The 14,044-nt window shown below is 69.4% G+C and carries 16 protein-coding genes; 12 read left to right on the forward strand and 4 right to left on the reverse strand.

The window, feature by feature from the left end; genetic code table 11:
- Positions 1–57 precede the first annotated feature (57 nt).
- Positions 58–1,176, reverse strand: coding sequence for a glycerophosphodiester phosphodiesterase (locus LCL61_RS07860; protein ID WP_340686226.1), 1,119 nt, complete (start codon positions 1,174–1,176; stop codon positions 58–60).
- A 318-nt stretch (positions 1,177–1,494) separates the two neighbouring features.
- Here LCL61_RS07860 and purD point away from each other — a divergent pair, with 318 nt between their 5' ends.
- From purD to LCL61_RS07905, 9 genes are all read left to right on the forward strand, one after another.
- Positions 1,495–2,757 (forward strand): phosphoribosylamine--glycine ligase, encoded by a 1,263-nt coding sequence (gene purD, locus LCL61_RS07865; RefSeq protein WP_340686227.1) that lies wholly within the window; start codon positions 1,495–1,497, stop codon positions 2,755–2,757.
- 134 nt (positions 2,758–2,891) lie between these two features.
- Positions 2,892–3,278 (forward strand): PE domain-containing protein, encoded by a 387-nt coding sequence (locus tag LCL61_RS07870; protein ID WP_034312497.1) that lies wholly within the window; start codon positions 2,892–2,894, stop codon positions 3,276–3,278.
- A complete protein-coding gene (locus LCL61_RS07875; RefSeq protein WP_340686228.1) occupies positions 3,229–3,870 on the forward strand; it encodes a DUF3558 domain-containing protein in 642 nt (213 codons plus the stop codon). Before LCL61_RS07870 ends, LCL61_RS07875 begins: the two co-directional genes overlap by 50 nt.
- Positions 3,871–3,880: 10 nt before the next feature.
- Positions 3,881–5,536, forward strand: a complete 1,656-nt coding sequence (locus tag LCL61_RS07880) for a hypothetical protein (RefSeq protein WP_340686229.1) — start codon at positions 3,881–3,883, stop codon at positions 5,534–5,536.
- A gap of 4 nt (positions 5,537–5,540) precedes the next feature.
- A complete protein-coding gene (locus tag LCL61_RS07885) occupies positions 5,541–6,311 on the forward strand; it encodes an ESX secretion-associated protein EspG (RefSeq protein ID WP_340686230.1) in 771 nt (256 codons plus the stop codon).
- Between the two features lie 168 nt (positions 6,312–6,479).
- Positions 6,480–6,791 carry a hypothetical protein gene (locus LCL61_RS07890; RefSeq protein ID WP_340686231.1) on the forward strand — a complete coding sequence of 104 codons (312 nt, stop codon included), beginning with the start codon at positions 6,480–6,482 and terminating at the stop codon, positions 6,789–6,791.
- A 43-nt stretch (positions 6,792–6,834) separates the two neighbouring features.
- On the forward strand, positions 6,835–7,953 hold the full coding sequence (locus LCL61_RS07895) for a transglycosylase SLT domain-containing protein (RefSeq protein WP_340686232.1): 1,119 nt from the start codon (positions 6,835–6,837) through the stop codon (positions 7,951–7,953).
- 142 nt (positions 7,954–8,095) lie between these two features.
- A complete protein-coding gene (locus tag LCL61_RS07900) occupies positions 8,096–9,280 on the forward strand; it encodes a pyridoxal phosphate-dependent aminotransferase (protein ID WP_340686233.1) in 1,185 nt (394 codons plus the stop codon).
- Positions 9,281–9,365: 85 nt separating this feature from the next.
- Positions 9,366–9,551, forward strand: coding sequence for a hypothetical protein (locus LCL61_RS07905; protein ID WP_007032516.1), 186 nt, complete (start codon positions 9,366–9,368; stop codon positions 9,549–9,551).
- On the opposite strand, the gene LCL61_RS07910 is transcribed toward LCL61_RS07905, so the two are convergent.
- The 3 genes from LCL61_RS07910 to LCL61_RS07920 form a co-directional block, all read right to left on the reverse strand.
- On the reverse strand, positions 9,548–10,369 hold the full coding sequence (locus LCL61_RS07910) for an SAM-dependent methyltransferase (protein ID WP_340686234.1): 822 nt from the start codon (positions 10,367–10,369) through the stop codon (positions 9,548–9,550). The two genes, LCL61_RS07905 and LCL61_RS07910, sit on opposite strands and share 4 nt — an antisense overlap.
- Before the next feature lie 89 nt (positions 10,370–10,458).
- The gene (locus LCL61_RS07915) at positions 10,459–11,049 is read right to left on the reverse strand and encodes an HAD family hydrolase (protein WP_125679605.1); all 591 of its coding nucleotides are present in this window, start codon (positions 11,047–11,049) and stop codon (positions 10,459–10,461) included.
- A gap of 2 nt (positions 11,050–11,051) precedes the next feature.
- The gene (locus tag LCL61_RS07920; RefSeq protein ID WP_340686235.1) at positions 11,052–12,080 is read right to left on the reverse strand and encodes a threonine aldolase family protein; all 1,029 of its coding nucleotides are present in this window, start codon (positions 12,078–12,080) and stop codon (positions 11,052–11,054) included.
- 135 nt (positions 12,081–12,215) lie between these two features.
- Between LCL61_RS07920 and LCL61_RS07925 the strand changes: the two genes are divergently transcribed.
- From LCL61_RS07925 to LCL61_RS07935, 3 genes are read left to right on the forward strand one after another with little or no spacing between them, the layout of a single operon-like run.
- Complete coding sequence (locus LCL61_RS07925; protein WP_005152531.1) at positions 12,216–12,734, forward strand: SigE family RNA polymerase sigma factor; 519 nt, start codon at positions 12,216–12,218, stop codon at positions 12,732–12,734.
- Complete coding sequence (locus LCL61_RS07930) at positions 12,721–13,425, forward strand: hypothetical protein (protein WP_340686236.1); 705 nt, start codon at positions 12,721–12,723, stop codon at positions 13,423–13,425. The genes LCL61_RS07925 and LCL61_RS07930 overlap by 14 nt, the downstream gene beginning before the upstream one ends.
- A 23-nt stretch (positions 13,426–13,448) precedes the next feature.
- On the forward strand, positions 13,449–14,042 hold the full coding sequence (locus tag LCL61_RS07935) for a TetR/AcrR family transcriptional regulator (RefSeq protein ID WP_340686237.1): 594 nt from the start codon (positions 13,449–13,451) through the stop codon (positions 14,040–14,042).
- Positions 14,043–14,044 lie beyond the last annotated feature (2 nt).

Consider the following 14,044-nt stretch of genomic DNA (forward strand, 5'->3'; position numbering starts at 1 on the left):
CTTCCGATCTCTTCACTGCGCTAGACGCAGTGAAGGGGGCCTTCACGTACCGCGAGGTCAGCGCCCCTGGAACGCCTTCACGGCCTCCAGCGCGGTGTCCGGGTGGTCCGCGAAGTACCCGTCGACACCCGCCTTGAGGAACGCCTCCTGCTCGGCGAACGCGTTGCCGTATTCGGCGAGGTTCGCCGACGAGCGCAGGCTCTGCGGGAGGAAGTTGTTCTCGTTGCGGAACGTGTACGGCCCGACCTTCAGCCCGGCCTGGTGCGCGTCGGCGACCAGCTTGGTCGGCTGCCCCAGCGCGCCGTTCACCACCGGGATGACCTGCGCCTTCTCCGGGCCCAGGTAGTCCGCGTACTTCGAGATCTCCTTCAGGCCCGCCGGCGTCACGAGGTCGGCGTACGTCCGCGGGTCGCCCTTGGCGACGAAGTCGGCCGGAGCGCCGGTCGCCGAAGTCAGCTGCAGCAGCGGCACCCGCACCTGGCGCGAAAGCGCGATCAGGTTCGACACCTCGAACGACTGGATGATCACCGGCGCCTTCGGGTGGTTGAGCCCGTTGCGCTTGAGCAGCTCGACCAGCTTCGGCTCGGTCGGGTTCTTGATCGAGGAGAAGTAGGTCGAGTGCTTGATCTCCGGGTACGTCCCCAGTTCACGGCGCAGTTCGCGGCCCAGGCGGCGCGTCAGGTCGATGACCTCCTGGTAGGTGGCGATCTGGTAGCGGCCGTCGTAGATCTTGTTGTTCGGCCGCAGCTGCGGGATCCGCTCGGTCGCGCGCAGGGTCTTCAGCTCGGCGAGTGTGAAGTCCTCGGTGAACCAGCCGGTGAACGACGTGCCGTCGATGACCTTCGTCGTCTTCCGGTTCGCGAACTCGGGGTGCTTCGCGACGTCGGTGGTCCCGCCGATCTCGTTCTCGTGCCGCGCGACGAGCTGGCCGTCCTTGGTGGGCACGAGGTCGACGTCGACCCAGTCGACGCCCTGGCGGTAGGCGAGCTCATACGAGGCGAGCGTGTGCTCCGGGCGGTAGCCGGGGGCGCCGCGGTGTCCGACGATCACCGGACCATCGTGACCCTTCGCCAGCGCCGACACATCTTGGGCGCTCGGCTCGGCAGCGCCTGCCAGCCCTGTGACGCTGAGTACGGCGAGTCCGGACAGGGCGAGCACGCCCAGGCGCTTTCGCATGGTGGGTAACCTCTTTCGCTTCAACTCGGGGTACCGCGCAACCCTTGACGCAGGAGGCGTCCGGACGGCGAAGACGGACCGGCGGAGCGCTGACCGCCGGGTGAACGCCGGATGGAACCACCCGCTCGAGGACGGCGACGTGTTCGGGGCTGTGTTGATCGGTGACCCGCGACCGCGATCGCATCACCGGGGCAGGTTCGTGTTTCCGCAGGTCAGACGTTATGGTGCCCCGCCGCCACGATAGCGGGGCCTCCGGCCGGGGCGGGTTTCACGTGGCTCCGCCGACAGGGCGTCCCCGGCCCGGTTACCCTGTGCGTCGTGCGCGTACTGGTAATCGGGTCCGGCGCCCGTGAGCATGCACTCGTCCTCGCGGTCGCGGAAGACCCTTCCGTCACCGCGCTGGCCTGTGCCCCGGGCAACGCCGGCACCGCGGCGGTGGCCGAACAACTCGGCGTGGACGCGGCCGACCCCGAGTCCGTCTCCGCCCTCGCCAAGCAGTGGCAGGCGGATCTGGTGGTGGTCGGTCCCGAGGTCCCGCTGGTGGCCGGTGTCGCCGACGCGGTCCGGAAGGCGGGCATCGCCTGCTTCGGTCCGTCCGCGTCCGCGGCAAGGATCGAGGGTTCGAAGGCGTTCGCGAAGGACGTCATGGCGGCCGCCAAGGTGCCGACGGCGCACTGCGAGGTCGTCGACAACCCGGCCCGCCTCGACGCCGCGCTCGGCCGCTTCGGCCCCACCTGGGTGGTCAAGGACGACGGCCTCGCCGCGGGCAAGGGCGTCGTGGTCACCAAGGACGTCGACGTCGCGCGCAAGCACGCCCTGATGCTGCTCGACGGTGGGCACCCGGTGCTCCTGGAGTCCTTCCTCGACGGCCCGGAGGCCTCTCTCTTCTGCTTCGTCGACGGCCGCACGGTCGTCCCGTTGCTGCCCGCGCAGGACTTCAAGCGCGTCGGTGACGGCGACGCGGGCCCGAACACCGGCGGCATGGGCGCGTACGCCCCGTTGCCGTGGGCGCCGAAGGACCTGGTCGACGACGTCGTCGCCCGCATCGTGCAGCCCGTGGTCGACGAGCTCGACAACCGCGGCGCCACCTTCTCCGGCCTGCTCTACGCCGGTCTCGCGCTGACTTCCGAGGGCCCGCAGGTCATCGAGTTCAACTGCCGTTTCGGCGACCCGGAGACCCAGGTCGTCCTGGCGCTGCTGCGCAGCCCGCTCGGCAAGGTCCTGCACGCGACGGCGACCGGCGAACTCGCCGATCTGCCGCCGCTGGAGTGGGACTCCGGCGCGGCGGTCACCGTCGTGCTCGCCGCGGACGGCTACCCCGGCAAGCCGAGGACCGGCGACGTCATCACCGGTGGCGAGCTCGAAGGCGTGCTCCACGCCGGCACCCGCCGCCGTGACGACGGTGCCGTCGTCTCCTCCGGCGGCCGCGTGCTGTCGGTGGTCGGCACCGGCAAGAACCTGAAGGCCGCCCGCAAGGACGCCTACGCGACGGTCGAGAAGGTCCACCTGGCCGGCTCCCACCACCGCACCGACATCGCCCTGCTCGCCGCCAAGGGAGAGATCGCCACCCCGGTCTCGTGAATTCCGGACGGAACCGCTCGGGCGGCCGCTGCGTCTAACCCGGTATTTCCTGAGAAGCTTAGGCGCTCGATACATCGGCGTTGGTAGCCTCGACAGGGCGAACGGTCACCGTGCGTGTTTCCAAGGGGTGGGGAATGGCAGCATCGAGCAAGGTCCAGGACCTCACGTCGGCGGTCCCGACGCCACCGTCGGTGGCCGACATCAGAGTCGACCCGTCGAAGCTGCTCGAAGTGGCGAAGATCGTCGAAGAGCAGGTCGACGCGTTGCAGGACAAGCTCATGACGCGGCTCGACCAGCTGCGGATCGACACTCCGGCCAACGACACCGTGAGCGTGCACGCGACCAGCGTCTGGAACGAGCTCGTGGCCGACGGCGACCAGTCGTACGCCGCGCAGGTCCGGGCGTACGTGGCCGGTCTGCGGGGCCTGGTCAACCAGCTCCGCACGGCGGCCAAGGAGTACAAGACCAGTGATGCGGACAAGGCCGCCGCGTTCGGGGACCGTGGTGTACACCGGGCGTAGGCCTCGTGTGCTGGTGACCGGCGGGGTGCTCACCCTCGTGCTGGCCGGATGCGCCACGGACACGGGCGGGCAGGCGTTCCCCGACGAACCCGCGCTGGCCTCGGCCACGCAGGGCGCCAAAGCGTCGGCACTGCCTGCCAGGCCCGCCGAACTGAGCCTGCGGGGTGTCGATCCGTGTGCCCTGCTCACCGATCCGCAGCTCGACCAGCTCAAGATCAACAGCAAACCGCGCGCGGCCGCGGAACCGATCGACGGCCCGACCTGTGTCCTCGACTCGGACGCCGCGCAGCCCTTCCATGGCTATTACGTCCGCACGATCACCGCGGACGTCGAAGAGTGGTTCACCGGCAAGCGCCGCAAGAACAGCATGACGACGGAACCGACGGCGGTCGGCGGGTTCCCGGCCATCCGGAACCACCGTGACGCCGGCACGCCGGGCGACTGCGAAACGCTCGTCGGTGTCGCTCAGGGACAGACGCTGGCGGTGCGGGCGGTCGCCGTCACCGCCGGCGCGTTCACCATGCCGCAGCTGTGTGAAATGTCCGCACAGGCGGCCGATTCGGCTTTGCAGACCTTGAAAGCACGCAACTAGGGAGGGCGGCGTGAACGTTTCCGACCTCGCGGGCAGGCTCCGCGATCTTCGGTTCGACGGCTACACCGACACCGGGATCGCGACCGAGATCGAACGCTTCCGCAGCGGTGACGGCACCGGCAGTATCGGTATCGCCGTCGACGCGTTGAAATCCGTCGCGGGCGCGCTCGCGGACACCGACAAGACGCTGCGTGACGAGCTGGGCAAGCTCGGCGTGGAATGGCAGAGCGAGGCCGGTGGCGCCGCCGGTCAGGTGTTCACCGAACAGGCCGGCTTCTCCCAGGACGCGAACTCGAAAGTCTCGCACTCCGCGGAGATGATCTTCGCGCAGGGTGAGGCCTTCAACCGGACCCTGCACAAGCTTCCGGATCCGGAAGTGGTCCGGAAAGGCGCCGGCGGCCTGACCATCGGTGACGTCGTCCTGAGCCTCATCGGGTTCGAGACCGACCACGCCAAGAGTGTCAGCGCCGCGAACAACGCGCGGGCGCAGGCACAGGAGGCGTTGAACGACTACGCCAAGACGAGCGGCGAGAACCTGCTGTCGACCGACACGCTGGCCGACCCGCAGGCGATGAACCTGACCCAGACCACGACGGCCGCCGGAGCGGGTGGCGGTTCCGCCCCGCTCGACTTGGCGGGCACGGCCACGGACCTGACCCCGGACGGCAGTGTGCGGCCCGCGTCGGCCGCCGTCGAATCGAAGTACGTGCCGCCGGTCGCGCAGCCCGTCGGCAACCCGAAGGCGCCGTCCTACGACGCGCCGACCCCTGCCTACGGCGTCGCCATGGGCGGCGGGACGGTACGCAAAACCGGTGCGTCGTCGCCGAACGCCGGGGCCACGGCTCCCGCGGCCGCCGCCCCGACCACGCCGTCCGGCACGTCGAGGCCGGCTCCCTCGCCGGGCGCCGGATGGGTGACGCCGAACCGGCCGTCCCCGCAGCCCGAACAGAGCAGGCCGTCGTACCCGGTCACCGGCTCGCCGACCTCGCCGCCGTTCGTTCCGCCGGGCGCGCCGAACACCCCGAACGTCCCGCCGGGTCAGTCCACCGGCAGTGCGCCGCCGAACAGCACCACGTCGGCGCAGCCGGTCGGCAAAGCGTTCGGCACCGGCCCCGGTCTCGACAGCGCTGTCGGCAAGGGCCCGGGCTCCAGTTCGGGTCCCGGTGTCTTCGGCAACGTCGGTGGTGGCGCGGGCGGCGACCAGGCGCTCGGCAAGGGCCGCTCGGTCGGCTCCGGACCGCAGGCGCCGATGGCCCCCGGCAACGAATCCGGCCGCGGTTTCCCCGCCGTCTCGAAGATCACCGGCCCGGCCGCGGGCGACCTGGGTGCCGGTGCCGCGGCGCTCGGCGCCGGTGTCGCCGGTGGTGCGCTGAGCGGCGACAGGGAACGCGACCGCCGTCCCCGTCAGGAAGGCGGCGTGAAGCCGACCCGCCAGCTCCCGATCGGCGAGCTTCCCGAAGAGGAGGCCATGCGGCGCTCGGAGAAGATCGGCGCGAAGCAGCCGAAGCCCGAGTCGAAGTTCATGGAGCGCGCGGCCACCCAGGACGTCGAAGAGGACGCGGAGCACATCAGGCGTTACGGCGTCGACGACAAGGACCTGTTCACCGACGAGCGGCTGGTTTCGCCGGACGTGATCGGTGACCACGGCAACCGGGAAGCGCGCTGAACCTGTGCCGAACGACAACGGCAGCCTGGTGCTGTCCGCACTCGAGTTCGAAATGCTCTGGGAAGCCGAACGGCTGCCCGGCCGCCATGTCGCACTCGACGTGCCGAGCCCCGGAACGACCCACACGGAGCGGGCGGCGCTGATCGAAGAGGCCTGGGAATCCCTGCGCGCGCGAGGTCTCGCGCGGGGACACCAGGCGTCGGGCGAGCTGGTCGACATGCTGAACCTGTTCGCGCATCCCCGCGTCGCGATCGACGTCTGGGTGTGGACCGACCGCGAGATCAAGGGCCAGGCGGTGAGCGTCGGCAACCAGGCCTTGCTCGGCGTGATCGACTCCGGTCAGGTGTGGCTCATCCCCGCCAGGGAGAGCTCCCTCGCCGAGGCCGCGGTCTCGGTCGCGGGTGATCTCGGCCCCGGCGTCGGCCAGTCGATCAGCATCCCGCACGACGTCCTCGTCCAGGCCGACGCCGCCGCCCGCGGCGACGCGAAAGCCCTGGTCACCGCGCTGGAAGACCTGGACGTGCCCCTCTGGCAGGCCCAGGAGGTGGCGGGCATGCTGCTCGGCCAGGAGGCGCGCGGCCAGTTCGGTGTCGAACGCGCGGGCCGCGACGGCCGCCCCCGGCGGGCGGACAGCGTGGTCGCCTTCTACGACACGGACGCGGGCCGGTACCTGTTCCAGGTCGCGCGGAACCGGGACGGGCGGGATTGGGCGACCATCACCCCGGCGGACAACCAGTTGCTGGCGACCAGGATCCGGGAAGTCGCCGATTTCTGACTTGCCCGATTCGGTTGTTTCGTGAAGTCGATATCGGCGGGGTGGAAGTTGGCGTGGATGCGCGCACGGCCCACTGACGAGGTCTTAAAGTATGCGCGGGAACCGTCCTGATCGGCCGCGCGTCTGATCGGGCGGATACGAGTTTTTCCGTGAAGGGGATGACGAACCGTGCCTGTGTACGACCCGGAATCCATGGGGATCGCCGCCGGTCAGGTGGAGAAGCTCAAGGACGAGTTCGAGAAGACCAAAAAAGGCGTCACCGGGATGGATGACGAGAAGGAAAGCCCCTTCGGCGGAGTGGACGAGCACGGCGACGCCCAGGGCGCGGTCGGCAAGTTCAAACAGGGCGTCCACAACGAATTCGATTCGGCCGGTCAGCTGATGGAGGCCACGGCCTTCGTGCTGCGAAAGGCGGCGGGTTTGATCAAGGAGACCGAAGCGGTCCACGTGGACAACCTGAAGGTGCACGGAGACCTGTGACGATTCGCCAGGCCGGGGGCCGGAGAACAAGGGGGCTTGAGCAGTGGGTTTGAACGGTGTCGGCGCCGGGGTGCCGGACGGCTGGGGCGAACTGGTCAAGAAGGCCGAGCAGATCGAAAAGGTGAACCTGGCCGCCATTCAGAATGCCTCGAAGCAGTTCAAGACGGCCGCTGACAACGCGGGCGACCACAGCGCGGCGTTGTCCAACTCGACCCAAGCGTTGAACGGCGGGGTCTGGGCCGGGCCCGCCGCGGACGCCTTCTTCGAGTACGTCAAGTCGATCACCAAGGCCGGGAAGAACGTCGAAGAGCAGCTGGGCAAGGTCGTCGACGACCTCGATCGTGTCCACGCCGATCTCGGCAACATCAAGACCCAGGTCGCCGACGCCTACAAGGGCGCCGAGGAAGCGATCAACAAGCGGAACACCCAGGCGGAGACGGACAAGAACGCGGCGATCCAGGCCGCCGCGCAGGCCGAGAAGGATCACAAGCCGGCGCCGAGCCCTTCGGCCGACGAGATCATCCAGAAGGCCAAGACCGACATCAACAAGATCGCCGGCGACGCCGACACCCGGGTCAAGGGCCTGCTCGACCAGGCCAACCAGATGATCCAGAAGTCCCAAGAGCTGATGAAGAAGGACATCGAGGGCGGCTACTCGAAGGTCCCGATGCCCGGCAAGGACGGCAGCGTCCCCAAGCGCACCGGCGGTCTCCACGCCGGTGGCGGTGGCGGTGGAGGAGGCGGCGGTGGCGGTGGGGGCGGCGGTCTCGGGCCGAGCGGTGGCCCGCCGTCGACGACGCCGCCGGGCAACGTCCAGCAGTGGATCCAGGAGGCCATCAAGATCCTGCAGGCCAACGGGATCCCGGTGACCGAGGCGGATATCCAGAAGATCTGGACGATCATCGAGAAGGAGTCCGGCGGTAACCCCAACGCCATCAACAACTGGGACTCCAACGCGGCGAAGGGCACGCCGTCCAAGGGTTTGATGCAGTGCATCGACCCGACCTTCAACGCGCACAAGCTTCCCGGGCACGACGACATCTACAACCCGGTCGACAACATCATCGCGGGCGTCCGGTACACGTTCTCGCGATACGGCGGCTTCGAGGGGCACCCGGGGCTGAAGTCCATGGCCGGCGGCGGCGGGTACCAGGGCTACTAGCGACCTCGTGAGTGGCGTTTCGGATCAGAACCCGAAACGCCACTCACGACCAACGGAGGGGCTGACCGCCACGCCGACTGGGCCACCCGCGCCCTCGACGGGTTCTCGGTTCTCCTCGCGAAGGCAAGTTAGCCTCACCCGCATGTCCTTCCCTGGCCCCGCCGCACGTTCCGCCGTCCCGCCGTTCCACGTCATGGACGTCCTTTCGGCCGCGCAGGCCCGGCAGCGCAGTCACGGCGACCTGGTCCCGCTGCTCGCGGGGCAGCCGTCCGCGCCGGCGCCGCGGCCCGTGCTCGAAGCGGCGCAGCGGGCGCTGAAGGACCACAACCTCGGCTACACCGAGCAACTCGGCATCCCGGAACTGCGTGAGGCCGTCGCGGAGCACTACAACCGCACTTACCCGGTCGACGTGAGCCCGCAGGACGTCATCATGACGACCGGTTCCTCCGGTGGCTTCCTGCTCTCGTTCCTCAGCGCCTTCGAGGCGGGTGACCGGGTCGCGATGGCGCGTCCCGGCTATCCGGCCTACCGGAACCTGCTGAAGGTGCTCGGTTGCGAGGTCGTCGAGTTCGCCACCGAGGCCGAGACGAACTTCCAGCCGACCGTCGCGCTGCTCGACGAGCTGGGGCCGATCAAGGGACTCATCGTGGCCAGCCCGAGCAATCCCACCGGCACCGTCCTGCCGCCGGGTGAACTGGCGGCGATCAGCGGCTGGTGCGCGTCACACGGCGTGCAGCTGATCAGCGACGAGATCTACCACGGGATCTCCTACGGCGCCGGGCTCGATTGCGCCTGGCAGTACGGCGACGAAGCGCTCGTCCTCGGCTCGTTTTCCAAGTACTTCGCCATGACCGGCTGGCGGCTCGGCTGGATGCTCGCGCCCCAGCGGCTGCATCGCGCGATCGACGTCCTGACCGGTAACTTCACCATCTGCCCGCCCGCGGTCTCCCAGCACGCCGCGGTCTCCGCGTTCACCCCGGAGTCGTACGCGGAGGCCGACGGCCACGTCGAGCGCTACCGGGCCAACCGCGATGTGCTCTTCGCCGGCCTCAAGGGCATCGGCATCGACAAGCTCGCGCCGGCCGAAGGCGCCTTCTACGCCTACGCCGACGTCTCCGCTTACACGAACGACAGCCTCAGCTGGTGCCAGCGGCTCCTCGCCGACACCGGTGTCGCGATCGCCCCCGGGATCGACTTCGACGTGAGCGACGGCGGCCGGTTCGTGCGGTTCTCCTTCGCGGGCTCGCGCGAGGACATCGACGAGGGCGTCCGCAGGCTCGGCGACTGGCTCGCTCAGGGGGAACCCGGAATTCACCCTGAACGTTAGGCGGAATGAAGGCGCTCGCGAGCTCCGCCTGACAACCTGGACTCACCGGGCCCGCACGGGCACGGTGAGGCAATCGGAGGATGCCATGTTCTGGAAGATCGTCGGCGGGCTGATCCTGGCTTGGGTGGCCTTCATGGTGCTCGGATCCGTGCTCGGTTTCCTCGTGAAGGCCGTTTTCTGGATCGCCGTCATCGGCGGCGCGGTCTTCCTCGGCACGGCCGCGTACGGCGCCATCAAGGGCAAGGGCACCCCGAAGCAGCTCCGCCGTTAGGGCTTACGCGCCACCCCGCCGAGCGACGTGAAGTTCACGGGCGAAAGCGGGGTGAAGCGCGGCCCGTCCGGCCACCACAGGTGCGGATACGTCAGGCCGGGCTCCATGAGATCGAGTCCCTCGAAGAAGGACTCGATCTCGTCACGCGTGCGGTACAGCGTGTCCAGCCCTGTGCCGTTGAAGCGCTTCTCGAGTGCCGTCGCGACGTCGGCGGCTTCGGAGCCGTCCGCTGGATTGTGCTGGTGCAGCAACACGACGAATGAGCCCGGCGCCAGCGCGTCGACGTAGGTGCGGACGATCTTCCGCGCCTCGTCGAGATCCTGGATGTGGTGGACGATCGCGCACAGGATCAGCCCGGCCGGCCGGTCGAACTCCAGCCGGTGGGTGCGGGTGAGCCCCTCGATGACCTCGGCCGGTTCGGTCAGGTCGGCGGCCGTCATATGCGCGAAGTCGTTCGCCGCGAGCAGCGCGCGGCCGTGCGCCTGCACCACCGGATCCCGGTCGACGTAGACGACCTGGGCCTCGGGGTTGTACCGCTGCGCGACCTGGTGCGTGTTGTCCATGCTCGGGAAGCCGGAGCCGAGGTCGAGGAACTGGTCGATACCTTCCCGGTCGGTCAGATAGCGCACGGTCCGGACCAGCCAGTGCCGGACCTCCTTGGCCATCGCCGGCGCGTCCGGCGAGATCTCCAGGATCTGGCGCAGCGCCACCCTGTCGGCCTCGTAGTTGTCCTGGCCGCCCATGAGGGCGTCGAAGACCCGCGCGATGCTCGGCCGGTCGAAATCGACGGGCACGAACGGGCGTCGGTCCGCGGACATGGGCACCTACCGGGGGTGAATCGGTTTGGACGCGTTCAGCGTAGGTCATCCGCTTCACCGCGCGTAAGCGGATGAGCGGCGAGGGTGAATTATTCCTCCGAAGAGCCGAAGCCGGATTTCGCCGTGGTCACGCCGACCCAGCGTTCCGCCCGCATCCCGACCGCCCGCGCACCGTCCACATTGGACTGCCGGTCGTCGAAGAACAGGCAGTCGGCCGGTTCGGCGCCGAGTTCGGCGAGCAGGATCCGATAGATCTTCGCGTCCGGCTTCATGCAGCCGAGGTCACCCGAAAAGAGCTTCACGCGGAACAGCTTCGCCCACTCCTGCTCGCGCACCCAGCGGCCGAAGGTGGACGACGCGTTCGAGAGCAGCGCGAGCGCCGCGCCCGCCTCGTGCAGCCCTTCCAGCAGTTCGAGCACGTCGGGCTCGACGTGCGTCCAGCCGGTGACGTCGATGGCGGTCAGTTCATCGGAGAACGCCTTGTCCACCGGGACGTCCAGCGCGCGGCCGATGCTCTGCCAGTACTCGAGGTCCGTGCCGCCGGAGTCGTACCGGACCCGCTCGGCCCAGTAATGCGGCTCGAAGTCGGCGACTTCGAGACCGAAGGCCTTGGCCAGGGTCGGCAGCGCGTCGGTGTGTGCGCTGATGACGTCGCCGTAGTCGAAGACGATCCAGTTCATGTTCAGCCCCCGGTCTTGACGCGTTGAAGGGTTTCCTCGATGTCCGCCGCCGAAAGGTCCCGGTGCGCCACGAACCGGATCCGGCCGGAGCTGGGCAGCGTCCGGATCCCGAGCCCGGCCAGCCACGCCAGCCTGCCTTCGAGGTCGGGAGCGGTCACCTGCACGATATTGGTTTCGGGAGTGTTGACCTCCCAGCCGTGCTCCGCGAGCCCGGTCGCGAGCCGTGTCGCGTTCTCGTGCGTCTCGGCGAGGTCGCCGATGCGATCCAGCGCGACCATGCAGGCCGCGGCCAGCACGCCGCCCTGGCGGATGCCGCCGCCGAGCATCTGACGCATCCGCCGTGCCTTCTCGACGAACTCCGTGCTGCCCGCCACCACCGAACCGACGGGCGCCCCGAGCCCCTTGGAGAAGCAAGCGGAAACGGTGTCGACGCCGACCGTGAGCGCCGCGGGCGGGATCCCCAGCGCGACCGACGCGTGCCAGATGCGGGCACCGTCGAGGTGCACGGTCAGCCCGGCCTCCTTCGCCACCGCGACCAGCTGGGCGTGTTCGTCGGGCGGGGTGACCGCGCCACCGGCCGTGTTGTGCGTGTTCTCCAGGCACAGCAGCGGCGTGCGCATCGCGTAGTACGGCCCGCGCGGGACGCCGATCGCGGCCGAAAGCGTCTCCGGCGTCGGACGGCCCGGTCCGGCGTCGTGTTCCAGCGGCTCCGGCATACCGCCCGCGAGCCAGGCGGCGGACCCGAGTTCGTCGGTGATCACGTGCGCGCCGCGCGGCGCGAGGAACCGGTCGCCGCGCTGGAGATGGCTGCTCAGCGCGATCAGGTTCGCCATGGTCCCGGTCGGTGTCCAGAGCGCGGCGGGCATGCCGAGCAGTTTCGCGGCGCGCTGTTCCAACGCGCCGACGGTCGGGTCGCCGTCGAGGACGTTGTCGCCGACCTCGGCCTTCGCCATGGCCTGGCGCATGACGTCGTCCGGCCGGGTCACGGTGTCGGAGCGGAAATCGATCTGCGGGAGAGAGCGCGAGGTCACGGTACGATCACATCACATCGACGGGCCTGCGGTGAATCTCCTCCCCGGCTGGTCCGCCACGCCCGCTCATGCAACCGTGGACGCCCCCGGTTCCGTCCTACCCACCGACGAGGCAAGAGCGGAGACAACAACCGCGTGAACCAGCGCGACGAACAAGAGTTCGCGGAGTACTTCGCCGCGAAGCGGGACTCCGTGCGCAGGACCGCGTACATGCTCTGCGGTGACTGGCATCGTGCGGACGACCTCGCGCAGACGGCGTTCGTCGCGCTGCACCGGAGGTGGAAGAAGATCAGAGAACGGGCGGCGACCGACGCCTACGTACGGAAGACGCTGGTCAGGGCGGCCATCGACGAGTCGAGGCGGCCGTGGCGGCGGGAGTGGCAGACCGAGGAGCTGCCCGAGCCGCCGCAGGACGGCTTCGACCTCGGCGAGCAGGTCGTCACCAGGGAAGACCTGCTGGCCGCGTTGCGCGAAGTGCCCCCGAAGCAACGGGCCGTGCTGGTGCTCAGGTTCTTCGAGGGGCTGGACGTCGGTGCGGCGGCGAAGGCGCTCGGCTGCAGCGAAGGAAACGTGAAGAGCCAGACCGCGCGCGGGCTGGCGAACCTCAGGCAGGTCATGGAGAAGGAGGAGGTGGCACGGGATGGACGAGAATGACCTGAAGGCGTTGTTCCGTGACGCCCCCGGTGAAGCGCCGTCGCCGACCTTCGACACCGCCGACGTGGTCCGCGCCTCCAAACGCGCCACCGCTCGACGCCGAAACGGTATCGCGGTGGCCTGTAGTGCGCTGGTTTTGGCCTTGGCCGGAGTGGGCATGTTCGGCGTGCTCGGCGGAACCGAGCTCCAGACGGGGAGCGCGGTCAAATCCGACAACGAAGCGGCTTCCGCGGAGCAACCCGGGGCGCAGTCCGCACGTCCTCTTGACAACGGGGACCCCTCGAACTTCTCGAACCCGCCGCCTCAGCAGGGGGGCGACGGGCCAGAGAGGACCGGCCAGAAGACGGCCGAAGGCACCTACGGGTGCGACCAGGTGGACCGGGAGCTCGCCACCGCCCTCGCTGGCGAGCTCCCGGTCCCCGTGGATGTCGCCAAGTCGACGCCCGGCGACCTCTGTACGACGGGAGCCAGGTCCGCGGGGTTCCAGGTGCCGGGCGGCACGGTCTCCGCCGCGGTTTACCCGGCGGGCTCGTCCGTCCCGGTGATGCCCACCGGAGCGGCCGAGGCGCGGCGGACCACCCCCAAGGGCTCTCTCGTGGTCGTGGTGAGCCTCGGCGACGGCTCGGGCAGGCCCGCCTTCCCCGAGTCCGACGTCGACAGGCTGGTCGGCGTGCTCGCCGCCCGCTACTGACCGAGCTGGCAAAATAGCCCGCCATGACCGCCGCAGCGACCACGCCAAAGGGTGAGCGACGCCGTGCCGAACTCATCGAGGCCGCCGCGTCGCTGCTGGCCGAGGGCGGTTTCGACGCCGTGCGGCATCGTGCGGTCGCCGAACGCGCGGGGTTGCCGCTGGCTTCGACGACGTACTACTTCGATTCGCTCGAAGAGCTGGTCACCGCCGCGGTGGAGCATCACGCGAAAGTCGAGCTGGAGGACGGGAGGCAGCGTCTCGACGAGCTGGCGACCCGCAACCGCGGCGTCGAGGCCACCGTCGACCTGGTGCTGGACATGCTCCTCGGCCCGCTTCGCCCCGATCGCGAGGCCGACGCCGAAGCGGTCCTTCTGCGTTACGAACGCCTCGTCGGGACAGGGCGCCGTCCGTACCTTCGCCCCCTGATGCGGACGCTGTCGGCCCAGCTGTACGAGCTGCTCCACGAGATCTTCGCGCGCTCCGGCACTCCTGTGGACGCCACCGAGCTGGAGCGGCTCGTCGCTCTGGTCGACGGCGCCGTGGTCAACGCGCTCATCGAGGTCGACCCGGAGCCGCGGGCCGCCGCCGCGCGCATGCTCCAGGCGGCCCTCGCCTAGCG

Origin of the sequence: Amycolatopsis coloradensis, assembly GCF_037997115.1 — a bacterium.
GTDB classification, from domain to species: Bacteria; Actinomycetota; Actinomycetes; order Mycobacteriales; family Pseudonocardiaceae; genus Amycolatopsis; species Amycolatopsis coloradensis_A.